The sequence below is a fragment of the Microcoleus sp. B4-C2 genome (assembly GCF_036705265.1).
Lineage (GTDB): Bacteria > Cyanobacteriota > Cyanobacteriia > Cyanobacteriales > Microcoleaceae > Microcoleus.
Map to the genome: position 1 here is coordinate 1 of NZ_JAUBUB010000073.1, position 25,036 is coordinate 25,036.

Below are 25,036 nucleotides of genomic sequence, written 5' to 3' on the forward strand. Positions count from 1 at the left end.
CCGTAAGGGACAGAAGCAGAAACCTAAATCGTGAGGTTTGGGAATCCTCGCCGTTCTACGGCGGGGTGGATGTCAAAAATTCTCCCTTGCATCCTTTCAAATCTTAAATCCTATGGCAGTAGATATTTTAATCCTCTCCAACGGCCCCGGAGAATTGGCAACTTGGGTGCGTCCCGCCGTGCAAGCTTTGCGCCAGCAATTGGCAAACGCGGGCACTCAAGCGCGAATCTCTGTGGTGCTGTCCCCCTGTCCGCACGCCACCGGGAAAGAAGCACAAATCGCTTGTTCCTACCCAGAAGTGGACAGAGTGCAAGCACCGGAGCATTTTTTTCCATTCTTATTATCGGGCAAAACTGCTGAAAATTGGGATTGGTATGAAACAGGAGTTGTTTTGTTTTTAGGCGGCGATCAATTTTTTACGGTTGTTATTGGCAAAAGGCTAAAATATCGCACTGTTATTTATGCTGAATGGGACGCGCGGTGGTATCGCTGGATTGATAAATTTGCGGCGATGAAACCGGAAGTTTTTGCTAAAATTCCCCAAAAATATGCTAATAAATTTACAGTTGTTGGAGATTTGATCGCGGAAGTAGGGAACGGGAAATCGGGCAGGGCGGGGACGGGGGCACCGCCCCTACGGAAAATAGAATTAATTGGATTGTTGCCCGGTTCTAAAGCGGCAAAATTAGCTTTAGGTGTACCGTTATGTTTGTCGATCGCCCAATCCATCCATCGCGTCCGCCCTGAAACTCGCTTTGTAATTCCCGTTGCTCCTACCTTAGATGTGCAAACTCTAGCACGTTTTGCCAACCCGGAACAAAATCCTTGCCTGCATTTATTTGAGAACGCTAGCGCCGAACTTCATTTAACAGAACGGCCGTTTTTGCAGACAGCAAATAAGTTGCAAGTAGAACTTTGGACGCAGACGCCCGCCTACGATTTGCTATCAGAATGCAGCCTGTGTTTAACTACTGTGGGAGCGAATACTGCGGAATTGGGTTCCTTAGCTGTACCGATGATTGTTTTGATTCCGACGCAGCAATTGGATGCGATGAAAGCTTGGGATGGTTTGCCCGGTTTGCTGGCTAATTTGCCGTTAGTCGGTTCATTTTTTGCTACGGTGATTAATTGGCTAATCTGGCAATTGGGAAAGGGAAAGCTTTATGCTTGGCCGAATATTTGGGCACAGGAGGAGATTGTGCCGGAGTTAATTGGGAAGCTGGAACCGGAAGTAATTGCTCAATTGGCGATCGACTATTTGAGCCATCCTGAAAAATTAGCACAAATGGGCGATCGTTTGCGTGCGGTTCGAGGAGAATCGGGGGCGGCGAAAAAAATTGCTGAATTGGTTTGTGAAGAAATTGAGGTGCAATAATCCATAAAACCTCGTAGGGGGGGGGCTCACCAACAATCTCTAACTATAATTCATAATCTAAATAAACCCGCCCCCACCCAACGGTAAATATCAATCTGCATTATTCCCGTATTTTATAAATAAAATAGGAAATAATTTGATTTGTATCGTAGGGGCGGGTTCACCACAAATCTCTGACGGTAATTCATCATTTAAATAAACCCGCCCCCACCCAACGGTAAATCTCAATCTGCATTATTCCAGTATTTTATAAATAAAGGTAGATACAGATTGTTAGTGGGGTGGGGGCAGGTTTATCTATCCCTTTCGCTGCTAATAAATATTGTTGGTGAACCCGCCCCTACAATAACTTAAGCTCGATCGTGCTTAGCAATCACCCAAATGGCGTGAATGATGCCGGGAATAAAGCCCAAAAACGTGAGAACCAGGTTGATCCAAAAATCAGTACCGATGCCGACAGTCAAAAATACGCCCAGCGGGGGAAGAAAAATTGCAGCGACTATGCGGATTAAATTGCTCATCTCAGTTACTCCAAACGAGTTTCCTCTTTCAATTTAACTTCACTGACTAACCGAACCTTTCCCGAAAAACTTAGGCGGTGCTGCCATAGTGTAAACTTCGGTTTCAGCGGCGATTACCTGCCGTAAGTGACCGGGAACTTGCATCAACCCCAACAGTGTAATTCCGTCGAACATCCGCAACCCGCCGGTGGTTTTCTCGGCGAGTAATTTGTCAGTAACTTCTGGATCTGGTCGCGTATTTATTTCTTGATTAGAAGCTACGGCAAAACCCCAAGGAGCTCCATAAGTAGAAATAAAGCTGGTGCAGGATTGAACGTTGGAGAAAACAGATTTCAGGGTATTTACAATGCGAGCGTGCATTTTCATTTCTGCCGGAGAAACGGGGCCCGCTTGCACTACGAAATATCCGTTAGGTGACATTACGCTGCGAACTTTCTCAAAATACTCCTTGGTAAACAACTGGAAAGATGGGCCTTCTTCAATGGGATCGGACAAGTCAGAAATGACAATATCCCAATCATTGTCAGTTTTATCTAAATAGTCCAAAGCATCGCCGATTACTACTTCGCAGCGGGGGTCATCAAAGGCGTTTTGGTGCATTTCGGGCAGGTGTTCGCGGCAAGCTTCTACTACTTCGCCGTCAATGTCGATCATCACGACTTTTTCAACTGTTTTCCAGCGCAGCACTTCTCTAATTGTAGCTCCTTCTCCGCCGCCGAGAACTAGGACTTTTTTGGGTGAACCGTGACAAATCATGGCTGGGTGTACCAGGGGTTCGTGGTACAGAAACTCGTCGCCTGTACAAGATTGCCACTTACCGTCCAAAACTAAGCCTTTGCCGTAGGTACCGGTCTGAACCACGTACATTTCTTGATAGGCTGTTTTCTTGTAAGCGAGCACCGCGATGATGCCGTGAACGTAAATATCCCAGGGGGTAATGTACTCGCTCATCCAAAAGTCTGCACGAACTTCGCTACCTGACATCAATTACTCTCCAAATATAAACTGCTGTGTCGATGTTGTCACAAGTAGTAGTTCTTATCACACAATGGTGCGGGTGTGTGAGTACGATCGACACATTAAATTGAGATTTTTCAGCAATGGTATAGTGTGATTGCGTTCTGGGAACTCGGAAGCGCCTTGGTACTTGAGATTGCTTGTGGGCGATCGCCCACCCAGTCGAGATCACTTTTCCCGTCGCCCCGGAGTCGATCGCACTCACATTTAATATTTCCCCTTTGCATTGGGGGCGGGTTTTGTACAAAGGTTGTCTGAATGGGGCAATTTTTCGCGCTGTGCCCGCCTTGATAAGTTTGCGATCGGCCTGCTTATTTATCAATAATCGGATGAAAACCCGGCAAATGCGAGAGCGGAGAATAAAAGTAGCGATCGGTTTTAACCATATTTGTTATTAATAACTTGACATTTTGAATGTATCTTAGATAAAATTTTTAAATCCACCACAACAATGACATTTTGAATTATTTTGACAATAATGCAGAGTCTATGTGCGACTATTTTATAACTAATTAAAGGTTACGAGTAAATTGTCTAATAAAAACGCTGTTACACTATTTTTATTTTCAAAATAATAGCCGATGGAACCAACAGACTGGGAAAAAATAATCAACAAACTGGAAAAGGAAAATCTAATTTTGCGGAAAAAACTCGAAAAGTCGGAAACTGAACGCAGCCAATTAGAAGCCTTTAATAAAAAAAAAGAATCTTTGCTAAAAATACTCACTGAGGAATTTAGAGATTCCGAAAAAATTTTAAAAGCAAGAATATCTACACTAGAAAAAGCTCTCTTAAACCAGCAAACAACGCAGCTTAAATTGATTGAAGCCGAAAAAATGTCGGCTTTGGGCATTTTGGTAGCTGGTATTGCCCACGAAATCAACAATCCTGTTAACTTCATCTACGGCAATATTACCTATGTCAATGACTACGCAGGCGATATTTTAAAATTGCTCGCAATGTACCAGGATCGGTATCCCGAAACAGATGCAGAGATTGAAGAATTTCTGGAAAAAATTGACCTCAACTTTCTGCGCGAAGATTTGTTAAAAACTCTTTCGTCAATGAAAATTGGCTCCGAGCGCATCCGCGAAATAGTGCTGACTTTACGCAACTTTGCGCGGGTAGATGAAGCTGAAAAAAAACCAGTTAACATTCACGAAGGAATTGACAGCACATTGTTAATTTTGCAGCACCTAACCAAAGAAAAACCCGGTCATTCCGCTATAAAGTTTATTAAAATTTATGGAGATTTGCCCAAGGTAGAGTGTTATGCTGGGCAATTAAATCAGGTGTTTATGAACATCATTAATAATGCTGTTGATGCCCTGCGGGAGCGAGAGCAAAAATCTTCACTGGACGAGATAGAAGCCAACCCTATCGAGATGACCATTACTACTTCTATTATTTCCGAAAATTGGGCAAGAATTAGCATCAAAGATAATGGTCTGGGAATGAATGAATCTGTAAAAGCGAAAATTTTCGATCCCTTTTTCACCACCAAACCAGTTGGGCACGGGACGGGTTTGGGATTGTCAATTAGCTATCAGATTGTTGTGGACAAACACGGCGGGAGGTTAGAGTGCATCTCCGCAATTGGAGAAGGGACTGAATTGGCGATCGAGATTCCGATCGCCAATTCCCGCAGCTAAGATCGATCGATCGAGCTAAACTGAGGGATAATGAAAACTCCCTTTGACCGCGGCTCCTCCTAGTTTGATGTGCAACCCTATGTCTACTGTCACTTTTGGTTTGTCAACCCCTATAGCGGCAGAAGCCGGGGCATCCTACGGCAGCAGCGAACCGCCCCAGCGCCCCACCGTGCAAGCAGAGTGGATCGAGGTATTGGTGGACTCTCCTTACAGGGTTGCGGGGGATTCGCCTGGGGAGGAAAATAAGTTATTTACCTATCGTTTACCTGCGGAACTTACCGTGCAACCAGGGGATATCTTGAGTGTACCCTTTGGCAGTCAACAGGTAGGTGCGATCGCGATTCGGTTCATTTCTCAACTGCCACGCGACTTAGATCCCACAAGGGTTAAAGATGTCGAAGATGTTGTCAGTGCGGGTTTTTTCCCACCGACTTACTGGGAATTGCTCGATCGCACTGCCACCTATTATTGCACACCTTTAATTCAAGTAATTAGAGCCTCACTGCCGCCCGGTTTGTTAAGCCGTTCCGTGCGCCGAATTCGCTTAATTAAGGACGCAATTTCTCCGAATGCCGAAACATTTCTCAATCCGGCAGCGAGTCAAATTTTGCAATTGCTGCAAGCTCAAAAAAACGGCGATTACACTTGGCAATACCTCCAGCGACAAGTTAAGGGAAGTTATCGAGGATTGAAAGATTTATTGAAACGCGGTTGGGTAGAAAGTTATTTAGAACCTCCCAATCCTCCCAAACCACAACTCAAACCGGCAGTGACATTAATTGCTAGTGCATTTGTCACAGATTTAACCAAGCGGCAACAAGAAGTATTGGAAGTTTTGCGACGCGGCGGCGGTGAAATGTGGCTGAACGATTTATTGAGAATTTGCAGCGCGAGTTCTTCTGTTGTCAAAAATTTGGAACAAAAAGGTAGCGTTGTAATTGACCAAAGGGAAGTGCTCAGGGGCGATCGCGGAATTTCTCAATTGCCCGATGCACCGAAGACTTTAACTCATTTTCAAGCTGAAGCTTTAGCGTTTATTAACTCTTTTTCGGGATTCCGTCAAGTGCTGCTGCACGGCGTTACAGGTTCCGGGAAAACCGAAGTGTATTTGCAGGCGATCGCCCCAATCTTAGCCAGCGGCAAATCCGCCCTCGTACTCGTTCCCGAAATCGGTTTGACACCGCAACTTACAGACAGATTCCGCGCCCGTTTTGGCGAGCAAATTTGCGTTTACCACAGCGCCCTATCCGACGGCGAACGTTACGATACATGGCGTCAGATGCTGACTGGAACCCCGCAAATTGTCATCGGCACGCGATCGGCCATTTTCGCACCTTTACCTCACCTCGGCTTAATTATCCTCGATGAAGAACACGACAGCAGCTTCAAACAAGACCAACCAGCCCCCTGCTACCACGCCCGCACCGTTGCCAAATGGCGCGCCGAATTAGAAAATTGTCCCTTAATTTTAGGTTCCGCAACGCCAGCTTTAGAGACTTTGGTGGGGACGCGCCGAGATTATTACTCGTTACCAAATATCCATTATTTATCATTGCCCGATCGCATTTATTCCCGCCCGATGCCGCCTGTGGAAATAGTCGATATGCGCCAAGAATTGCGGCAAGGAAACCGCTCAATTTTCAGCGCTTCCCTGCAAAACGCGCTCGAACAATTGCAAGCAAGACAACAGCAAGGTATCCTGTTTATTCACAGAAGAGGACACAGTACCTTTGTCTCTTGTCGGAGTTGCGGCTATGTGATGGAATGCCCGAATTGCGATGTTTCCCTGTCTTATCACCACGTCGGCGAAGGAACAGCAGAAATATTGCGCTGTCACTACTGCAATCACACCGAACGACACCCCCAAAATTGCCCGGATTGCAGTTCTCCTTACTTCAAAAACTTTGGTAGTGGCACTCAGCGAGTCGAACAGGAATTAACGAGATTGTTTCCAGAATTGCGGGCAATTCGGTTTGACAGCGATACGACTAAAAATAAGGGCGACCACCGCAGATTGTTAACGCAATTTGCTAATGGGGAAGCTGACATTTTGTTGGGTACGCAAATGCTGACGAAAGGGTTAGATTTAGCGGGAGTAACATTGGTGGGAGTTGTGTCTGCTGATGGGTTGCTGAACTTATCTGATTATCGGGCCAGCGAACGAGCTTTTCAAACATTAACTCAAGTCGCGGGCCGTGCGGGCAGAGGCGACGATCCGGGGCGGGTAATTATTCAAACTTACACTCCCGAACACCGGGTTATTCAAGCAGTTAGGCGGCACGAATATGCGGGTTTTGTGGAAACAGAATTAGCCGAAAGAGCAGCGCTGAATTATCCACCTTCGGGGCGGCTTGTATTGTTGCGATTGAGCAGTGCAGATGCGGCGGAAGTTGCGGTGACGGCGGTACAATTGGCGTCTGTTTGTCAGGAGTATATTGAGCGATTGTCTGTACCGGGATGTGAGTTGTTGGGGCCTGCACCTGCGGCGATTATGCGGGTGGCAAATCGGTATCGGTGGCAGATTTTGCTGAAGTTGCCTTTGGATGAGTCGGTGGATTTGTCGGATTTGATCGGGTTGCGCGATCGCACGCCGCGTTCTGTTAGTTTAATTATTGATGTCGATCCGTTGAATTTTGGTTGAGGGTTATTGGTTGGGTGGGGGCTGGTTTGGGAGCATCTCATATTTGTAAAAATACTTCTTCTGGCTCCTTCCTTCTTCCTCTTTCCTTCTGCCTCCTGCCTCAAAACTCCTGCCTCAAAACTCCAATTTCTAGCGGAGGGCTGCAAAGGTGAGATGCTCCCGCTGGTTTTTGTATATTAGACTTCTCGATCGCCCAAACGGCATCTTAGCCACATTTCACACAAATTATGTCGAGTGTCAAATTATTTGTCCACTTGCCAAATTATTGACCGCTATCTTTTACCGCTTCACAATCCTTATACAGCAAGGCTTTAAGCTATTTTAATACCTTTCTTTGACGACGGGAGACTTTTGACAAATTAGTTGTCCGCTCTTCTATGATTGACAAATTATGTGTCTTTTCTTGAAAACGGCTATTTTTACGAGTTTTTTAAGGATTGACACATTATTGTCCTTTTGCTTTATCATACATAGATGTTGCAATCAAAACATTTATGTATAAACCGTTATGCAGCAATTGCTTGGAGGTATAAATGCTTATCCCTTCCTCAGATGAAACAGCTAGCCCTGTTGAAGTTCAGGAAATAGTGACTGCACTCTCAGATGAAGCAAAGGTTAAGCAGGAGGTAATTCAGAGCCTTATGGAACCGTGCGATCGCCGCACCTATGGGCAAAGGCAAAGAGAAGCAGCCCAAAAGCTGGGCGTATCAGTGCGAACGGTGCGACGATTGGTTGCTAAGTGGGAGCAAGAAGGATTAGCAGGTCTTAACCAGGATCAACGCGCCGATAAAGGAAAGCATCGCATCGCCCCTGACTGGCAAGACTTCATCCTTAAAACCTACAAGGAGGGCAATAAAGGTGGTAAACGCATTACCCCTGCCCAAGTAGCGATTCGTGTTCAGGCAAGGGCGCAAGAATTAGGTCAAGAAGATTACCCCAGTTACAGAACGGTATATCGGGTTCTGCAACCAATTATTGAGAAGCAAGAGCAAACCCAAACTGTCAGGAGTAAGGGATGGCGAGGCTCGCGACTATCGGTTAAGACTCGTGATGGCAAAGATTTATCCGTGGAATACAGCAACCATGTTTGGCAATGTGACCATACCCTTGCAGATGTGTTGTTGGTAGATCGAGATGGTCACACTCTAGCTCGTCCTTGGTTTACAACGGTGATTGATACCTATTCTCGCTGCATTGTGGGCATTAATTTGGCCTACGATGCACCGAGTTCTCAGGTGGTAGCGCTGGCATTGCGCCATGCAATTTTACCCAAGCAGTATGGCTCAGATTATCAACTCCATTGCGAATGGGGGACTTATGGCAAACCTGAGCACTTTTATACAGATGGCGGTAAGGAGTTCCGTTCTAACCATCTGGAACAGATTGGGGTGCAGTTAGGGTTTGTTTGTCATTTACGCGATCGCCCTTCTGAAGGTGGTATTGTTGAGCGTCCTTTTGGCACTTTTAACACTGAATTGTTTTCGATGTTACCGGGATATACGGGTTCAAATGTGCAAAAGCGACCAGAAGAAGCCGAGAAAGAAGCTTGTCTGACGCTGCGGGAATTAGAACAACTGCTGGTGCGCTTTATTGTTGATAAATACAACCAGAGTGTTGATGCCCGAATGGGCGACCAGTCGCGGTTTCAACGGTGGGAAGCAGGGTTGATTGCTGTTCCCAATCTAATTTCTCAGAGAGATTTAGATATTTGCTTGATGAAGCAGACGCGGCGCTCAATTTATCGAGGTGGCTATTTACAGTTTGAAAATTTGACTTATCGAGGCGAAAATTTGGCAGGATACGCTGGAGAAAGCGTGGTGCTGCGATATGACCCTAGAGACATTACAACAGTCTTGGTCTATCGAACTGAGGGCAATCGAGAAGTATTTTTAGCTCGTGCGTATGCTCAAGATTTGGAGACAGAGCAACTGTCTATAAATGAGGCGAAAGCTAGTAGCCGCAAGGTTCGGGAAGCTGGGAAAGCGGTTACTAACCGTTCGATTTTGGAGGAAGTGCGCGATCGCGACACTTTCGTCACTCAGAAGAAAACGAAAAAGGAACGCCAAAAGGCTGAACAAGGTGAACTCCGTAAGGCAAAACAGCCTGTATCTATGGAACCGGAACCGGAGGAAGTGGTATCGCACAACACTGAAGCTGAACCAGAAATGCCGGACGTATTGGATTACGAACAAATGCGCGAAGATTACGGGTGGTAAAAAATGACGAATCAAGAAGCCCAAGCAGTCGCTAAGGAATTAGGCGATATTCCGCTTAATCAAGAAAAAATTCAAGCGGAAATTCAAAGATTGAACCGCAAGACTTTTGTGCAGTTGGAACAGGTTAAAATTCTCCATGACTGGCTCGAAGGAAAGCGACAGTCTCGGCAGTCGGGGCGAGTTGTGGGCGAGTCGAGGACGGGCAAAACTATGGGGTGTGATGCTTACAGGTTACGGCACAAACCTCTTCAGCAGCCGGGACAGCCGCCAACGGTTCCTGTGGCTTACATCCAAATTCCGCAAGAGTGTGGCGCGAAGGAATTGTTTGGCGTGATTCTTGAGCATTTGAAGTATCAGGTGGTTAAGGGAACGATCGCCGAAATTCGCGATCGCACGATGCGGGTGCTCAAGGGGTGCTGCGTGGAGATGCTGATTATTGATGAAGCGGATCGGTTTAAGCCTAAGACGTTTGCTGAGGTGCGCGATATTTTTGATAGGTTGGAAATTCCGGTGATTTTGGTGGGAACCGATCGCTTAGATGCGGTGATTAAGCGAGATGAACAGGTTTATAACCGTTTTCGGTCAAGTCATCGGTTTGGTAAGTTGTCGGGGGAGGAGTTTAAGCGGACAGTGGAGGTTTGGGAAAAGAGGGTTTTACTGTTACCTGTGGCTTCTAATCTTTCTAGTAAGGCGATGCTGAAGACTTTGGGGGAAGCGACTGGAGGTTATGTGGGGCTATTGGATATGATTCTCCGGGAGGCGGCGATTCGGGCTTTGAAGAAGGGGTTATCAAGGATTGATTTGGAAACTCTCAAAGAAGTTACTGGGGAGTACAAGTGATGGAAGCGATCGATATCCAGCCTTGGCTGTTTCGGGTGGAACCGTTGGAAGGTGAGAGTTTGAGCCATTTTTTGGGACGGTTTCGACGGGCGAATAAGTTAACGCCGACTGGGTTGGGTAAGATGGCGGGGTTGGGAGGCGCGATCGCCCGTTGGGAAAAGTTTCGGTTTAATCCGCCTCCTTCTCCTCAGCAGTTGGAGGCGTTGGCGGCGGTGGTGGGAGTTGAAAAGGAACAGTTACAGGAAATGTTACCGCCTCCTGGGGTGGGGATGAAGTTGGAGCCGATTCGGTTGTGTGGGGCTTGTTATACTGAGTCCCCTTGTCACCGGATCGAGTGGCAGTTTAAAGAGATGCAGGGGTGCGATCGGCACAAATTACGCTTGCTGTCGGAGTGTCCCAACTGCGGGGCAAGGTTTAAGGTTCCGGCTTGGTGGACGGAGGGCTGGTGTCAGCGTTGCTTTATGGAGTTTGGGAAGATGACGGAGTATCAGAAACCTTGCTGATTTTTTGAGAAGATAAGGTTCCCTCTGCTTACTGAGAGTGAGCTTGTAGCAATCTTTCGGCATAGACATTTCTACTGTTCACAGATACCAGTCAAAATTGCACTCAGCAAGAAAAAAGAGATCGCATCTAGCAATTACAGCAGCAGGATGCGGAATCTTTAACGGCGGAAGATGCGAACGAGTAAGGCAATTAAAAAAGGTGCGCTGAAGGTAATGCTCAACACGAAGGCTGGCGATAGTAGGAAAGAAAGGTCGGTATAGGATTTGGGTGAAGGGTTATGAGCTGTGGCAACAGTGGCGGTAAGCCCACTGATAGCTAGTCCAACACTCGCGATCGCAATTGTATTATCTAGGGCGCGATCGCTTTTGGTTTGCTCTAGGTCGATGATGCCTTGGATGGCGCTATTTAGGTTTTCCAGTAGGGTTAATCCGGGACTAAGACTTTCATAGTCTGCGTCTATTTGTCGTTGATATTTTTGAGCATAAATATCACCCTCACTAAAATTTTTTAGAAACTCTAAATTGCTACCTGTATATTTTGTACTCATCTCCTTTGAACGAAATTTATAATTTTCTAGATTGACTTTAATTGTACGGCGTTGATTTTCTAGATAGTTTAAGGCAATAGTATAGTCAGAAAGGTTAATTAGGTTATCGGTCAGAGTTTTTTGAAGTTGATTTAATTTCATGTTGTTAGCTTGCAGTTGCCTGGGTAAATCACTGGTTTGATTAATCGAGGGCTGAATATCAACATATTCTTTTTTGAGGAGAAATTTTTGATGCCTACTTTGATAGTATGCCCAAACTACTTTATGGCGGTATTGAAATAAGCGCAAAAAATCATAATAAACACTATTTAAATTTTTTCTCATCTCGTCTGGAGATTGGTCATAGGGGAATAACCAGATTAAAACGTGATGATTCTCTCTCCTAAACTTCTCCCAAAATTCTTTACCCGTTAAACCCAGATTTTCCGGGCAGTACCACAACTCAAAGACTGTTCCCCCGAACCATTGACCTTTGCCTATAAAATCTCTATCCCAGTTATACTTTCCAACGAGTTGGGTATAGCAGCCTTTGGCAATCTTCTCAATTTCATGTTCGGGCTTGTTTTCTGCCAGTTTTCCCCAAGCTAACCAGGTTTGTCCGAGTGTGCCTGTCTCACCATAAATTTGTTTTTCAATTTCTTGTTTTAGGTTCAAGAAAGGTTCATCGTCAAGGTCTTGTTCTTTATCATTGGATTTACCGTTGGCATCCTCTTTGCCGGAGTAGTCAACCTGGAGGGCATAAGTGTCACCAAGTTGCAGAGGGTAGTAGTAACCATCTAACGGGGATTGAAATTCCCTCCTTCTGGTTTCCAGTAACTCGATAGCATCAGCATCAGTATTTTTATGCTTCTGGATTTGTTTGTATTTTTCCTGAAAGCTCTCTTCGTCTAAATCGTTGTATATTTTTTTACAAAAATCAAGACAATTTTTATCAACTTTCCCCTCATCTTGACCCAAACCATCTTTTAAGTCATAAAGGAATAAATCAATACTGGGATAAATAATTTTGTCAGACATTTTATTTGCTGCCAGTGATAGACTGCCAAATCTGTTTCAGAATACTAGGTTTTGCAGCTTGTTTAGCAGTAGAGACCGAGTCATCGGAACTAAAAGTATCAATTGCAGTATTGGCCAGTTCTTCGGTAGGTACAATCGGTAGGGGAAGTGGAGGCTCAGCTTTATTACGTTCACCAACCTCACTCTCAAGGGTTGCAAGCTCTTCTTGGTAGACTGTATCCAAGGGTTCATAGCTCTCAGCGATCACATCTAAGTTGCCGAGATTCGTTGGATCAGCGGCGAGGGCTTTGCCAATTTCATTTAATTTGGCTTGGATATTCGCAGGCAAAGGCTCATCTAGCTGGTTTAGGGCAGTAAGGAAGGCTGTAAGAGTAATTATGTCGTTAGGTTTCATAAGGAAATCAATTATACCTACCAGTAATTGTGAAAGCTGCCCAATAATAAGGATCGTCAAAGCGCTTCTGTTTCTTCTGAAATAATTTCATTTTACGCTGTTGTTCTAGCTTTCTTCTGAGAAAGGGACGGAGAGGCTTGTCATCTGGTAGAAGTTGGGCAAAGATTACTCTATACAGCCTTTCGAGTTTTCCATCTGTTAAATTTCGTAGCCATTTTGTTGCTTTAGCGAGAGCAACAGCGGGTGACTTGCCTTTTTTCAGTTGCCAATAAAAGTATATCATCAGCAAGCTACTAGCATCATCAGTCACAGTCCACAGGGTACTGATAACATAGTGGACACGCTGATAGAGAAACGCACTGACTAAGCCAACATATTCTTCCGTAATGGTTTGGTTGCCAGTGATGGCAGTTTCACAAGCTGACAGGCTGACTAGCTGGTATCCGCTGAGGTTGATTTTGCAAATTTCTTCTAGCGTTAGGTATTCCTCACCAGTAAGTGCGATGGCTGATTTTTGGGGATGTTGGAAATCATAGATGCCATGTCCGGTAAAGTGAAAGATATTGTATCCAGTGGTTAAGGCATCTTTCACTGTGGTTTCCGTTGCTTCTTGACCAGCAATCCGTTTGGGTGCGGGATTGTTAAATAGCTGAGCAATTGCAGCAGATTCGATTTCTGCATGGGGAAGGGGATAAAAGCCTTTACTATCTGGATGTTCCACACTCAGGAGATTCCCCTCGATCCTAGCCTCTCTACCTAGAAGAGCAATGCCAAGTTGAGCACTGGGCAGGTAGGTGATGGTAAAGGTGTCGGGAAACAGGGCATGGAGGGGGAAGCGGTGCAAGTCGCGGTGGGGAATCAAGATTAGCTGGCTGATATTGTTTAGCTGAGGCAAAATAGCGGGAATATCAAGTATTTTACCCAGCCGAGTCATCATTTCTGGAAGCTGTTCACGCCAGCTATTTGTACTTGCTCCTCCCTGTTTCTTACCTTTGCGATACTCAGCGTATTGTTGATTCCAATCTTTGACCCAGTCTTCAAATTCCTGTAAGCGTCGTACTGGGGTGGGTAGTTTTTCAGGGTTCGTTGGTGGGGAAGAAGTGATGAGTATGGGTTCTGAGGCGTCGTGTTTGATGATGAATGTGGTGAGAGCAGCAGGGCTGAGGTGCCAATAAACAACAGCCGTTTTGGAATTTACAAGCTGCTGAATTCTTTCCCAGCTAGGTGTTGGATAGTCCTCCCTCCAGCCAGAGAGGAGCCAAGTCAAGCAGGCATTTTTACCTTGTTCTGCGGTTTCCAGGGCTTTTACTAGCTGCTCGGACTGAGCATATAAATCAACAGTTAACTGACTAAAGCCTACAAACTTGAGGGCAAGCTGTTTTTTCTTACCAGGATGCTTGGGTTCAGCTAGCAAGCGCCGTAACAGATCCGCTCCAATTCGTTGTAATTCCTCAGCTTTCTCTATTTTCTCCAAGTTTAAATAGATACGGTACAAATCTTGTAAAACTTCAAGATATCTTTCACCGAGTTTGGAGTTACTCTCTAGAAACTTCAATGCTTTTTCGTAATTTTTTTTTGCTTTGTGCCAATAGTCACGTTTTCCCTGTGTGCGTCCTTGTCGGTAGTAAACTTTGCCGATAGAGTGATGCAAGACTCCGCAACCTTCTTGATAACCGTCGGTTGTCTCTGCTTTAAGGGCTGTCAGGCCGTCAGCCCAGGTTTTTAAGGCTAACTTGTAGCTCTGCCCTGAGTTAATATGTGCCCAACCTAGATTGTGCCAAGCTCTCCAGTATTGTTTTTCACTATAGTATATGGACTCTTTATAGGCTGTGATCGCCTCTGCGTAATGTAGCAGATTTGTTAACGTTAAGCCTTTGCCATTTAAGGCATAAAAATTTTGGGGATCTAAGGTTAACGTACACTCATAAGAGGCAAAAGCCTCTAAAGAACGATTTAGGCGTAGTAATACCTTGCTGCGGTTCTGCCAAGCGTCTATATAATCAGGGTCTATTTTCACAGCTTCATCGTAGCTGTCGAAGGCATCTTCCCAGTAGCCTAAATCTTCGAGCAGAATGCCAATTTGGTAGTAGGCGTCTGCGTCGTCGGGGTCAATTTCTATGGCTTTGTCATAGCTGTCAATCGCCTCTTCCAAGTTACCTAAGCACTTGAGTGCAAAGCCTCGGCTTTTCCAAGCTTCCGAATAGTCGGGGTCAATTTCTATGGCTTTGTCGTAACTGCCAATTGCCTTTTCCACCCGACGTAAACCGATTAAGGCATTGCCGTAATCAAACCAGCTCTCCGCGTTTTCAGGTTTGATTTTTAGGACTTTTTCACAACTGGTGAGTAAAAATTCAAAGCGCTTTAATTTACTTAGTTTAAATATTCCATAGCTACGTCTGAGCCAAGCATCTTCGTAGTCAGGGTTAATTTCTATAGCTCGGTCATAACTAGCAACTGCCTCCTGAAAGCGGTTTAAATTCCATAAGGCAATGCCATGAGACCTCCAGGCTTTATGGGAGTCGGGTTTGAGCTTAACCGCTTTGTCTATACTGACGAGTGACTCTTCACGGCGACCTAAGCTCCCTAGCGTAATGCCACGATACATCCAGACTTCATGGGAGTCGGGTTTGAGCTTAACCGCTTTGTCTATACTGACGAGTGACTCTTCATAGCGACCTAAGCTCCTTAGCGAAATGCTATGATACATCCAAACTTCATGGGAGTCGGGTTTAAGCTTAACTGCTTTGTCTATACTAGCGAGTGCCTGTTCATAGCGACCTAAGCCCCCTAACGTAATGCCACGATACATCCAGGCTTCATGAGAGTCAGGTTTTAGGTCAATCGCTTTGTTTATACTGACGAGTCCCTCTTCATACTTTTGTAATTCAAAAAAGGCCTTGCTTCGAGCTTGCCAATCTTCATAATCTTTGGCCTTAATCTTAAGCACTCTTTCAAAATCTGTTTGAGCATTGTCATTCTGATTCAGTTGTTTATAAACCCAACCTCGATGCGCCAATGCTGGAAGGTAATCTTTCTGAATCTCCAGAGCTTGATCGAAATATTTAACTGACTCATGATACTCGGACAGCTTATAGCAAGCTAAACCCAATCCATACAAAACCTGAAGGGTTTGCGGTTCTAGTATAGCTGCCTGCTGGAAAGTTTCTAGTGCTGCTTGGTACTTTCCCCGATCCAGTTGCTCGTGTCCTTGCTCTAGCAGGGTTTGTACGCTGGCATTCTGTGTCATCTAGCTAAAATCAGATTGTGCTATTTACCAGTTTACCTTAGACATAGAGTAGACAATAGGCTTCGGCTTAATCTCAAAAAGTTTATTGCTACTGAAATTATATTGTTTAATACACTATTTCTAACCCACTTTCGGGTAAATTTTAGAGCGACTCCCCTACCGCTTAAAGTTTCTGAGGCTCTCTCGCAAGTGTTGATGAATGCGACACCCCCACATCTCACCCATTCCTAAAGATTATAACTCACTCCATTCTCCGCTAACCAGCGCTTACGATCGCCCCAATCACTTATAACCCCCTCCACCCTATCCCAGAACGCATTCGTATGATGCGGTTCAATCAGATGCACCAGCTCGTGAATAACCACATACTCTATCATCACTCGCGGGAGCATCGCCACTCGCCAGTGAAAATATAAATCCCCTTTGTATCCGCACCAACCCCAACGTTAGCCTAACTCGCGTACCTGCACCGAGCGGGGAGAAGCTTCAACACGATCGACAAGAGCAGCAATTTGTGTATCTAAAATCGACCGAAGGCGATCGCGCTTTTGGAAAAGTTTGGGTTCCAGCGATTTCGGGGTGCGATCGCCTTCAGTTAGGCTTACTGTCTGGATGACCCAGGCATTGAGGTCATTAGGTAGAATCGGTGGCTTGATAGTTGCAGTTTCTAGCTTTGGTTGTCCACGCTCGCCTCAGTAAGCTGAGATGTTTGTAGATTTGGATGTTGTCAAATATTACTGGTTCTTTGCGGGCTGGTTGCGTTTCGAGGTAAAATAATTAATTGCGTTCTAACACTGTCTAGCAGACAAAACTTAGGACGCGCTGTACAAGGCGGCACAAGATGGCACTTAAGAAAAGTGAACTTTACAGTTCGTTATGGAAAAGCTGTGATGAGTTGCGGGGCGGCATGGATGCCTCGCAATACAAAGACTATGTGCTGGCGTTATTGTTCATTAAATATGTTTCTGACCGCTATGCTGGGGTAGAGGATGCCCTGATTGAAGTCCCGGATGGGGGAAGCTTTCACGACATTGTGGCGCTGAAAGGCGACAAAGAAATTGGGGACAAAATCAATAAAATTATTGCCAAACTTGCGGAAGCGAATGACCTGAAGGGCATTATTGACGTTGCTGATTTCAATGATGCTGACAAGTTGGGCAAAGGTAAGGAGATGCAGGATCGGCTCTCTAACTTGGTAGATATCTTTAAGAACCCGAACCTGAATTTTAGTAAAAATCGGGCAGATGGGGACGATCTGTTAGGGGATGCCTACGAGTACCTGATGCGGAACTTTGCCACCCAGTCAGGGAAAAGCAAAGGGCAGTTTTATACTCCGGCGGAAGTGTCTCGGATTATTTCTAAGGTGATTGGGGTCAATACTGCCCAAAGCCAGGATCAGACAATTTATGACCCGACTTGTGGCAGCGGTTCTTTGTTGCTGAAGGCGGCGGATGAAGCTGCACGGGGGTTAACCATCTATGGGCAGGAGATGGACAACGCTACTCGCGCCTTGGCTAAGATGAACATGATTCTGCACGCGCATCCTACGGCAGATATTTTACAAGGGAATACGTTGGCAGACCCACTGTTTAGAGAAGCGGATGGGAAACTGAAACAATTTGATTTTGCTGTTGCTAATCCGCCTTTTTCTTCAAAAGCTTGGAGCAATGGATTTAACCCGGTTCAAGACGAATTTAAGCGCTTTGAGGATGGCATCCCTCCGGCGAAAAATGGCGACTATAGCTTTTTGCTGCATTTGCTCAGATCGCTTAAAAGTAAGGGTAAGGGGGCGATTATTCTGCCTCACGGGGTTCTATTTCGGGGCAATGCCGAGGCAGAGATTCGCAAGAACTTGATTTGCAAGGGAGTGATTAAAGGCATTATTGGCTTGCCGCCCAACCTATTTTATGGAACGGGAATTCCTGCCTGCATCATTGTGCTGGACAAGGAAAATGCCGAGAAGCGCCAGGGCATTTTTATGATTGATGCCAGCAAAAGTTTTGTCAAAGATGGCAATAAGAACCGATTGCGGGATCAGGATATTCACAAAATTGTTGATGTGTTTAATCGGCAGCTAGAGATTCCGAAGTATTCCCGCTTTGTGCCATTTGAGGAAATTGCTGAACCCAAAAACGACTACACCCTGAATATTCCCCGCTACATCGACAGCCAGGAAGAGGAAGATATTCAGGATATTGAGGCGCATTTGTTGGGAGGAATTCCCAAGCGAGACGTTGAGGCGTTGAGTGAGTATTGGCAGGTGTATCCGACGCTAAAGCAGAAGTTATTTGAAGTAGCAGAGCGACCTGGATATTTAAAGCTAAAAATCTCCATAGAGGAGGTCAAAGCCTGCATTTTTGACTATCCCGAATTTATTAGCTATGGGCAAGAAATTCAGGCGGTTTTTAAAGGGTGGCAAGCAAAAAATACACCTTGGCTGAAAGATATCCAACCGGGACATCATCCCAAGGATATTATTTACAGTCTTTCAGAAGATTTGTTGCAAGCTTTTACCGGAAAAAGTCTGATAGATAAATACGATGTTTATCAGCACCTAATGACTTATTGGGTGGAGAGCATGAAGGATGATGTTTATATTCTGATTGAGGATGGGTGGAAAGCAGAACTGACAGCAGTGAGGAATAAAAAAGGTGCAGTTACAGATTATATCTGCGAGCTGATTCCCAAAGAGTTGATGATTAACCGCTATTTCAAAGCTGAACAGGCGGAGATTGAAAAACAGGAAGCGAAAAGAGATGAAATTGTTCGCCAGCAGGAGGAACTGGAAGAAGAACACGGTGGAGAGGAGGGTTTGCTGGAGGAAGTCACCAATGACCATGGCAAAATTACTAAAGCAAATGTAAATGATCGCATTAAGACAATCAAGAATGATGCAACGTTTGCCGATGAGTTAAAGGTGTTAAAGGCTTATTTAAAACTGATTGAGCAAGAGGTGGAAGTTAGTAAAGAAATTAAATTATTGAATCAATTTTTGGATAAATATGTGTTAATAAAATATGGAAATATAACGCAGGACGAGATAAAAACGCTGGTAGTAAATGATAAGTGGATGGTGACGCTGCAACAAGCGATAAATTCGGAGATGGAGCGGATTTCGCAACGGTTGACGCAACGGATTAAGGAGTTGGCGGAACGATATGAGATGCCTTTGCCAGAGTTGACAAGTCGGGTGGATGAGTTGACAAGTCGGGTGGATGCTCATTTGAAGAGGATAGGGATAGCGTGGTGATGAAGAAGAAAATCCCAGAAGGTTACAAACAAACTGATGTCGCTGTAATTCCAGTAGAGTGGGATGTTACCGAAATCGGCGATTTAAATCCTTTTCTCACCAGCGGATCTCGTGGCTGGGCTAAGTTTTATTCTGACACAGGTGCGCCATTTATCCGAATTACTAATATGTCGAGAGAATCAATTTATCTCGATTTAAGTGATTTGAAGTTGGTAAATTTACCCTCTGGGATGAATGAGGGAATGCGAAGTCAATTACAGGAGCATGACATACTTATTTCTATCACGGCGGACATAGGGATTACTTGTTATGTTAATACTTCGGTTCCAAAGCCCGCTTATATTAATCAGCATATAGCATTAGTTAGATTTGCTCCTCACAAAATAAATAGTCATTTTGTCAGCTACTTTTTAGCATCTGAGAATTCCCAAAAACTATTTCGTGGTTCGACAGATTTAGGGGCAAAAGCTGGGATGAGTTTGCTAACAGTCCGCAAAATTATGTTAGCCCTTCCCCCTCTCTCTGAACAAAAAGCGATCGCACAAGCCCTAAGTGATGTCGATGCCGCGATCGCAGAACTCGATCGCCTCATCACCAAAAAGCGCAACATCAAGCAAGGTGCAACGCAGCAACTCCTAACGGGCAAAAAACGCCTACCCGGTTTTAGCGGAGAGTGGGAAGAGAAGAAGTTGGGGGAGATTTTGGATTACATCAAAGGATTTGCGTTTAAATCAAAAGATTATTGTAGTGATGGAGTCCGAATAATAAGGGTTAGTGATACAACGTATAATTCTGTTAAAGATGAGAACCAAATTTATATCAAAAACAGCAAGTTGTGTTTGTACACTAATTGGCAACTTCAAGAGAATGACTTAGTTCTTTCTACTGTGGGTTCTAAACCACCTATGTATGATTCAATGGTTGGTAAAGTTGTTTTTATAAAAAAGAAATATGCGGGATGTCTGCTTAACCAAAATGCCGTTATAATCCGTTCAAAATCTAACAAAGATTATAAGCAGAGACTGATATATTATCATCTCACAACGAAAAGATATTTGCGTTATATTGAGGTGATTTTTCGTGGTAATGCAAATCAGGCAAATATTACTCTTGCTGACCTATTAAAATTTGAAATTGTACTACCACCAACAAAAGAAGAACAACAAGCGATCGCCCAAGTTCTCACCGACATGGACACAGAAATCGAAGCCTTAGAGCAAAAATGCGATAAATACAAAGCCATAAAACAGGGAATGATGCAAGAACTTCTCACTGGGAGGACTCGACTGGTATGAACAAGGTCGGACAACGGGAACGCTTAACCCAAAATCGTGTTGTACAACTGTTTCAGCAGCAGTTAGGCTATAGCTATTTGGGCAACTGGCAAGACCGCCCCAATAATAGCCATATTGAAACCGATCTCCTCACCAACTTTTTGCGCCGCCAACAAAGCTACAGCGACAGCCTGATTAACAAAGCTTTGTCTGAACTCAAAAAAGTCGCAGACGACCAAAGTAAAAGCCTCTACGACATCAACAAAGCCGTCTACAGCCTGTTACGCTATGGGGTCAAAATCCGAGAAGAAGTCGGCGAAAAGGCCCAAACCGTTTGGCTGATTAATTGGGAAAACCCCTTAGAAAACGACTTTGCGGTTGCCGAAGAGGTGACAGTCAAAGGCGAAAATACCAAACGCCCGGATGTGGCGCTGTACGTCAACGGTATCGCCTTGGGTGTATTAGAACTCAAACGCAGCACCGTCTCGGTTTCCGAAGGCATCCGCCAAAACCTCGATAACCAAACCTCAAGATTTATCAAATCCTTTTTTGCCACCATGCAGTTTGTTATGGCAGGCAATGACACTCAAGGCTTACGCTACGGCACGATCGAAACCCCCGAAAAATATTATCTGACTTGGAAAGAAGAAAACCCAGACTATAATCCTAAAACAGACCCTAAAGAAAACAAATATTTATCCAGTTTAGACTGCGACATTGCCGACAGCGCACTAGATTGCACTCTGCTGCGCCTTTGCGAAAAACAACGATTCCTCGAATTAATCCACAATTTCATTGTGTTCGATCGCGGCATCAAAAAAGTTTGCCGTCATAACCAGTATTTTGGTGTTAAAGCCGCTCAAACCTTTCTGCAACAACGGAAGGGCGGCATTATCTGGCACACCCAAGGCAGTGGCAAAAGTCTAACAATGGTGTGGCTGACCAAATGGATTCGCGAAAATATCACCGATGCCCGTGTCCTGATCGTGACCGATCGCGATGAACTAGACAAGCAGATTGAGAATGTTTTTAAAGGCGTTAACGAAGACATCTCTCGCACCAAAAACGGTAGCGACCTGATCGATAAACTAGATCGCACGGCCCCCTGGCTACTCTGTTCTTTAATTCATAAATTCGGCAAAAAAGACAAAGATAAAGTCAGCGACGCAGACTACGACAGCTACATTGCAGACCTCAAGCGAAGTCTCCCCTCAGATTTCTCCTCCAAAGGCAATATCTATGTATTTGTAGATGAATGCCACCGCACCCAATCAGGCAAGCTGCACGATGCCATGAAGGAAATTCTGCCCAATGCCGTGTTTATTGGCTTCACAGGTACGCCGTTACTCAAAAAGGACAAGCAGAATAGCATTGATGTCTTTGGCGGTTACATTCATACCTATAAATTTCATGAAGGCGTAGCCGATAAAGTAGTTCTCGATTTACGCTACGAAGCCCGCAATGTCGATCAATTCATCACTTCCGAAACCAAAATCGACCAGTGGTTTGAAGCGAAAACTAGAGGCTTAACCACACAAGCCAAGATTCAACTGAAACAGCGCTGGGGTACCTTACAACAGGTTTTGAGTTCGGCATCCAGACTAGAAAAAATTGTCAGCGATATCCTATTAGACTTTGAAACCAAAGACCGTCTCCAAAGCAATCGGGGCAATGCTCTCTTGGTAGCAGGCAGCATTTACCAAGCCTGCAAATATTATGAGTTATTCCAGAATCGCGGCTTCAAACGATGTGCGATCGTCACCTCTTACGATGGCTCCCTCCAAAGCATCAAAGGCGAAAGCACTGGCGGAGACGAATACACCGAAAAGCAGTGGCAGTATGAGATTTACCAAAAAATGCTGAATGGTAAAACCCCCGAAGCCTTTGAGGAAGAGGTCAAAAATAAATTTGTTGATGAACCCGCCCAGATGAAGCTGCTGATTGTGGTGGATAAGCTGCTGACTGGTTTCGATGCGCCCCCCACCACCTATCTCTACATAGATAAAACCATGCGAGATCATGGTTTGTTTCAGGCGATTTGTCGCGTTAATCGACTGGATGGTGACGATAAAGAGTATGGTTATATTATCGATTACAAAGATTTGTTCAACAGCCTGGAGAAATCCGTTCTCGACTACACCGCTGAAGCGTTTGAGGACTACGATCGAGGCGATGTCGAGGGGTTATTGAGCGATCGCCTGGAAAAGGGAGTCGAACGTTTAGAAACTGCCAGAGAAAGCATCAAAGCCCTGTGCGAGCCTGTAGAACCGCCAAAAAATACCCTGGCCTACATCCGTTATTTCTGTGGTTCCAACACCGAAGACCCAGATTTAGTAAAAGAACACGAACAAAAGCGAGTTAGCCTCTACAAACTCACCGCTTCTCTAGTTCGAGCTTACGCTAACCTAGCAAACGATATGCTAGAAGCTGGCTATTCTTCTGCTGAAATTGAAACCATTAAGCAGGAAGTCAAATATTACGAACAGATTCGCGCCGAAGTCAAACTTGCCAGTGGGGATGCGATCGACCTGAAAGCTTATGAACCCGCGATGCGCCACCTGATCGATAGCTACATTGGCGCAGAAGAGAGCGAAGTGCTTTCCACATTTGAGGATATGACGCTGATTGAGTTGATTGTCGATCGGGGCAAGGATGCAGTCAATACCCTACCCAAAGGCATCAGACAAAACCCAGAAGCCGTTGCCGAAACCATTGAGAACAACCTACGCAAAGTTATCATCGACCAACGTCCCACCAACCCCAAGTATTTCGGCACAATGTCGGAACTCTTGGATAAACTGATTCAAGAACGCAAAACAGCCGCTCAGGAGTATGAGGACTACTTGAATAAAATTGTGGCTCTCAGCCGACAAGTTACCCAACCTGCAACCTCAACCCAGTACCCTCCATCTCTGGACACTCCCGCCAAACGAGCGTTATACGATAACCTAGAGCAAAATGAGGATCTGGCATTGGCGATCGACAATGAAATTTGCCAAACCAAAAAGGATGCTTGGCGCGGCAATAAAATTAAGGAGCGCGAAGTAAAAAACGCCATCAAAAAACACCTTGACTCCCCGGAAAAAGTAGATATAATTTTTGAGATAGTGAAGAATCAAAGCGACTATTAGGATGTATCAGATAAGCGTCAGCGATCTAGTAATTGATGTTGATAGAAAAGATATTAAAAACATCCATCTTGGGGTATATCCTCCCGATGGTCGAGTTCGGATTGCTGCACCTCTGAGAGTGAATGATGAAGCTGTACGTTTATTTGCTATCTCAAAAATATCTTGGATCAAAAAGCATCAGGCAAATTTCAAAGCGCAAGAACGGCAATCAAAAAGAGAATGTGTCTCTGGTGAAAGCCACTATTTTCAAGGCAAACGCTATTTACTAAATGTTATATATCACCAAGGTAACAGTAAGGTACAAGTAAGAAACAACACCTATATCGACCTTTACGTTAGGGAAGGAAGCGACGAAGCCCAAAGGGAAAAAGTCATGATGAATTGGTATCGACAGCAGTTAAAAAAAGCAATTCCTCTATTAATCGAAAAGTGGGCAGCAATTCTAGACGTTCAGGTTAATGATTGGGGAGTGAAGCAGATGAAAACAAAATGGGGTACCTGCAACATTGAAGCGAAACGCATCTGGTTGAACCTTGAATTAGCCAAGAAAGCTCCTAACTGCCTGGAATACGTCGTCGTCCATGAAATGACGCATCTTTTAGAACGGCATCATAACGAGCGATTCACAATGTTAATGAACCGATTCCTTCCTGATTGGCGTTTATATAAAGATGAATTAAACCGCTCTCCACTTGGAAGTTATTGAGATTCAACTGGAACTATAGACTTCTTTTAGTTTCCCAGCAACCGCCAATGAATCACCTTCAGCTCAAACAACGACAACGCTAATTAAATGCAACAATGCGATCGGGCCTAACTCACCAGCTTACTAGCGAGCCCTTGATGAATGTGATCTAACCACACCGGAATTACAGGCTGACCAGTTTTTAACGATGCGATCGCACTCTCCCAATCAAACTCTACCAGTTGGAGCGATCGCACTTTACACCCTCACTCTCGGCCTCACTCTCACATTCACTCTCTCCCGCAACCGCGCATGAATCACATCTAACCAAACCGGTATGACAAACTTACCCTCAGCCCAAGCTGCTACTACTTTATCCACATCGAACTCTACCAGCTTAGAATCTCCTCCCTGCAACTCCTTGACAAAAATTAACCGCTGTGGCTCCAGATCGCTCAAAAGCCCCGGATACTGCTCCTTAAGCGTCTTCAGCACTTCCCGCCCCACCTCAAATGTAAAACCCACCGACAGCCAATAAACCATCGTCGCCAACTCCACCAAATTTTCCTCAGAGTAGTAAATACTCCTCCCCGTCCCCGTTTCCGTAATCACAGGGACAACCACCCCACTCTCACGCCAATACTGCAACTGACGTAACGTACAGCCTGCAATCTCAGCCGCCTGCTTAGTCGTAAAAAAGCGCTCTTCCATGAAACTCATTCTAC

18 protein-coding genes and 1 pseudogene are annotated in these 25,036 nt (G+C 44.9%); 10 read left to right on the plus strand and 9 right to left on the minus strand.

All coding sequences use genetic code 11. The annotated features are described in order from the left end of the window. Positions 1 to 112 precede the first annotated feature (112 nt). On the plus strand, positions 113 to 1,375 hold the full coding sequence (locus QUB20_RS19915; RefSeq protein ID WP_333243898.1) for a lipid-A-disaccharide synthase: 1,263 nt from the start codon (positions 113 to 115) through the stop codon (positions 1,373 to 1,375). A 350-nt stretch (positions 1,376 to 1,725) separates the two neighbouring features. Here the strand turns inward: QUB20_RS19915 and QUB20_RS19920 are convergent, their stop codons facing one another. Genes QUB20_RS19920 through QUB20_RS19930 form a run of 3 tightly spaced genes read right to left on the minus strand, consistent with a single transcriptional unit; the run spans position 1,726 to position 3,160 of the window. Continuing rightward, positions 1,726 to 1,896 (minus strand): YqaE/Pmp3 family membrane protein, encoded by a 171-nt coding sequence (locus QUB20_RS19920; RefSeq protein ID WP_333243895.1) that lies wholly within the window; start codon positions 1,894 to 1,896, stop codon positions 1,726 to 1,728. A gap of 39 nt (positions 1,897 to 1,935) precedes the next feature. Continuing rightward, positions 1,936 to 2,880, minus strand: a complete 945-nt coding sequence (locus QUB20_RS19925) for a fused MFS/spermidine synthase (RefSeq protein WP_333054082.1) — start codon at positions 2,878 to 2,880, stop codon at positions 1,936 to 1,938. Then, entirely contained in the window at positions 2,870 to 3,160 is a 291-nt protein-coding gene (locus tag QUB20_RS19930; RefSeq protein WP_333291602.1) for a hypothetical protein, read from the minus strand. The genes QUB20_RS19925 and QUB20_RS19930 overlap by 11 nt, the downstream gene beginning before the upstream one ends. A 334-nt stretch (positions 3,161 to 3,494) precedes the next feature. Between QUB20_RS19930 and QUB20_RS19935 the strand changes: the two genes are divergently transcribed. The 5 genes from QUB20_RS19935 to QUB20_RS19955 all read left to right on the plus strand — a co-directional run bounded on the left by QUB20_RS19935 (position 3,495) and on the right by QUB20_RS19955 (position 10,765). Beyond that, the gene (locus QUB20_RS19935) at positions 3,495 to 4,565 is read left to right on the plus strand and encodes an ATP-binding protein (protein WP_333243892.1); all 1,071 of its coding nucleotides are present in this window, start codon (positions 3,495 to 3,497) and stop codon (positions 4,563 to 4,565) included. 79 nt (positions 4,566 to 4,644) lie between these two features. Further along, the gene (gene priA / locus QUB20_RS19940; protein ID WP_333243889.1) at positions 4,645 to 7,206 is read left to right on the plus strand and encodes a primosomal protein N'; all 2,562 of its coding nucleotides are present in this window, start codon (positions 4,645 to 4,647) and stop codon (positions 7,204 to 7,206) included. A 533-nt stretch (positions 7,207 to 7,739) separates the two neighbouring features. Further along, positions 7,740 to 9,422: a Mu transposase C-terminal domain-containing protein gene (locus QUB20_RS19945; RefSeq protein ID WP_333243886.1), complete on the plus strand. Its 1,683-nt coding sequence runs from the start codon at positions 7,740 to 7,742 to the stop codon at positions 9,420 to 9,422. 3 nt (positions 9,423 to 9,425) lie between these two features. Then, positions 9,426 to 10,262 carry a TniB family NTP-binding protein gene (locus QUB20_RS19950; protein ID WP_333243882.1) on the plus strand — a complete coding sequence of 279 codons (837 nt, stop codon included), beginning with the start codon at positions 9,426 to 9,428 and terminating at the stop codon, positions 10,260 to 10,262. Then, entirely contained in the window at positions 10,262 to 10,765 is a 504-nt protein-coding gene (locus QUB20_RS19955) for a TniQ family protein (protein WP_333243878.1), read from the plus strand. Before QUB20_RS19950 ends, QUB20_RS19955 begins: the two co-directional genes overlap by 1 nt. Before the next feature lie 158 nt (positions 10,766 to 10,923). On the opposite strand, the gene QUB20_RS19960 is transcribed toward QUB20_RS19955, so the two are convergent. From QUB20_RS19960 to QUB20_RS28760, 4 genes and pseudogenes are all read right to left on the minus strand, one after another. After that, on the minus strand, positions 10,924 to 12,330 hold the full coding sequence (locus QUB20_RS19960) for a hypothetical protein (protein ID WP_333243875.1): 1,407 nt from the start codon (positions 12,328 to 12,330) through the stop codon (positions 10,924 to 10,926). Between the two features lies 1 nt (position 12,331). Then, entirely contained in the window at positions 12,332 to 12,724 is a 393-nt protein-coding gene (locus QUB20_RS19965; protein ID WP_333243872.1) for a hypothetical protein, read from the minus strand. A 7-nt stretch (positions 12,725 to 12,731) separates the two neighbouring features. Further along, the gene (locus QUB20_RS19970) at positions 12,732 to 15,971 is read right to left on the minus strand and encodes a tetratricopeptide repeat protein (RefSeq protein WP_333243869.1); all 3,240 of its coding nucleotides are present in this window, start codon (positions 15,969 to 15,971) and stop codon (positions 12,732 to 12,734) included. Positions 15,972 to 16,198: 227 nt separating this feature from the next. Beyond that, a pseudogene (locus tag QUB20_RS28760) lies at positions 16,199 to 16,405 on the minus strand (M48 metallopeptidase family protein); the annotation flags it as partial. A 407-nt stretch (positions 16,406 to 16,812) separates the two neighbouring features. Here QUB20_RS28760 and QUB20_RS19975 point away from each other — a divergent pair. From QUB20_RS19975 to QUB20_RS19990, 4 genes are read left to right on the plus strand one after another with little or no spacing between them, the layout of a single operon-like run. Further along, a complete protein-coding gene (locus tag QUB20_RS19975; protein WP_333243864.1) occupies positions 16,813 to 19,221 on the plus strand; it encodes a type I restriction-modification system subunit M in 2,409 nt (802 codons plus the stop codon). Beyond that, a complete protein-coding gene (locus QUB20_RS19980) occupies positions 19,221 to 20,516 on the plus strand; it encodes a restriction endonuclease subunit S (RefSeq protein WP_333243861.1) in 1,296 nt (431 codons plus the stop codon). Before QUB20_RS19975 ends, QUB20_RS19980 begins: the two co-directional genes overlap by 1 nt. Beyond that, positions 20,513 to 23,626, plus strand: coding sequence for an HsdR family type I site-specific deoxyribonuclease (locus tag QUB20_RS19985; protein WP_333243859.1), 3,114 nt, complete (start codon positions 20,513 to 20,515; stop codon positions 23,624 to 23,626). The genes QUB20_RS19980 and QUB20_RS19985 overlap by 4 nt, the downstream gene beginning before the upstream one ends. Position 23,627: 1 nt before the next feature. Beyond that, positions 23,628 to 24,332 carry a SprT family zinc-dependent metalloprotease gene (locus tag QUB20_RS19990; protein ID WP_333243856.1) on the plus strand — a complete coding sequence of 235 codons (705 nt, stop codon included), beginning with the start codon at positions 23,628 to 23,630 and terminating at the stop codon, positions 24,330 to 24,332. A 107-nt stretch (positions 24,333 to 24,439) separates the two neighbouring features. Here QUB20_RS19990 and QUB20_RS19995 read toward each other — a convergent pair whose 3' ends face one another. Together QUB20_RS19995 and QUB20_RS20000 are read right to left on the minus strand one after the other, a co-directional pair. Next, positions 24,440 to 24,568 (minus strand): hypothetical protein, encoded by a 129-nt coding sequence (locus tag QUB20_RS19995; protein ID WP_333243853.1) that lies wholly within the window; start codon positions 24,566 to 24,568, stop codon positions 24,440 to 24,442. A gap of 1 nt (position 24,569) precedes the next feature. After that, a complete protein-coding gene (locus QUB20_RS20000; RefSeq protein ID WP_333243850.1) occupies positions 24,570 to 25,022 on the minus strand; it encodes a MerR family transcriptional regulator in 453 nt (150 codons plus the stop codon). Positions 25,023 to 25,036: the final 14 nt, after the last annotated feature.

Coding starts and splice junctions, on each gene's coding strand:
- QUB20_RS19915 (WP_333243898.1), top strand. CDS start 113: ATGGCAGTAGATATTTTAATCCTCTCCAACGGCCCCGGAGAATTGGCA.
- QUB20_RS19920 (WP_333243895.1), bottom strand. CDS start 1,896: ATGAGCAATTTAATCCGCATAGTCGCTGCAATTTTTCTTCCCCCGCTG.
- QUB20_RS19925 (WP_333054082.1), bottom strand. CDS start 2,880: ATGTCAGGTAGCGAAGTTCGTGCAGACTTTTGGATGAGCGAGTACATT.
- QUB20_RS19935 (WP_333243892.1), top strand. CDS start 3,495: ATGGAACCAACAGACTGGGAAAAAATAATCAACAAACTGGAAAAGGAA.
- priA (WP_333243889.1), top strand. CDS start 4,645: ATGTCTACTGTCACTTTTGGTTTGTCAACCCCTATAGCGGCAGAAGCC.
- QUB20_RS19945 (WP_333243886.1), top strand. CDS start 7,740: ATGCTTATCCCTTCCTCAGATGAAACAGCTAGCCCTGTTGAAGTTCAG.
- QUB20_RS19950 (WP_333243882.1), top strand. CDS start 9,426: ATGACGAATCAAGAAGCCCAAGCAGTCGCTAAGGAATTAGGCGATATT.
- QUB20_RS19955 (WP_333243878.1), top strand. CDS start 10,262: ATGGAAGCGATCGATATCCAGCCTTGGCTGTTTCGGGTGGAACCGTTG.
- QUB20_RS19960 (WP_333243875.1), bottom strand. CDS start 12,330: ATGTCTGACAAAATTATTTATCCCAGTATTGATTTATTCCTTTATGAC.
- QUB20_RS19965 (WP_333243872.1), bottom strand. CDS start 12,724: ATGAAACCTAACGACATAATTACTCTTACAGCCTTCCTTACTGCCCTA.
- QUB20_RS19970 (WP_333243869.1), bottom strand. CDS start 15,971: ATGACACAGAATGCCAGCGTACAAACCCTGCTAGAGCAAGGACACGAG.
- QUB20_RS19975 (WP_333243864.1), top strand. CDS start 16,813: ATGGCACTTAAGAAAAGTGAACTTTACAGTTCGTTATGGAAAAGCTGT.
- QUB20_RS19980 (WP_333243861.1), top strand. CDS start 19,221: ATGAAGAAGAAAATCCCAGAAGGTTACAAACAAACTGATGTCGCTGTA.
- QUB20_RS19985 (WP_333243859.1), top strand. CDS start 20,513: ATGAACAAGGTCGGACAACGGGAACGCTTAACCCAAAATCGTGTTGTA.
- QUB20_RS19990 (WP_333243856.1), top strand. CDS start 23,628: ATGTATCAGATAAGCGTCAGCGATCTAGTAATTGATGTTGATAGAAAA.
- QUB20_RS20000 (WP_333243850.1), bottom strand. CDS start 25,022: ATGGAAGAGCGCTTTTTTACGACTAAGCAGGCGGCTGAGATTGCAGGC.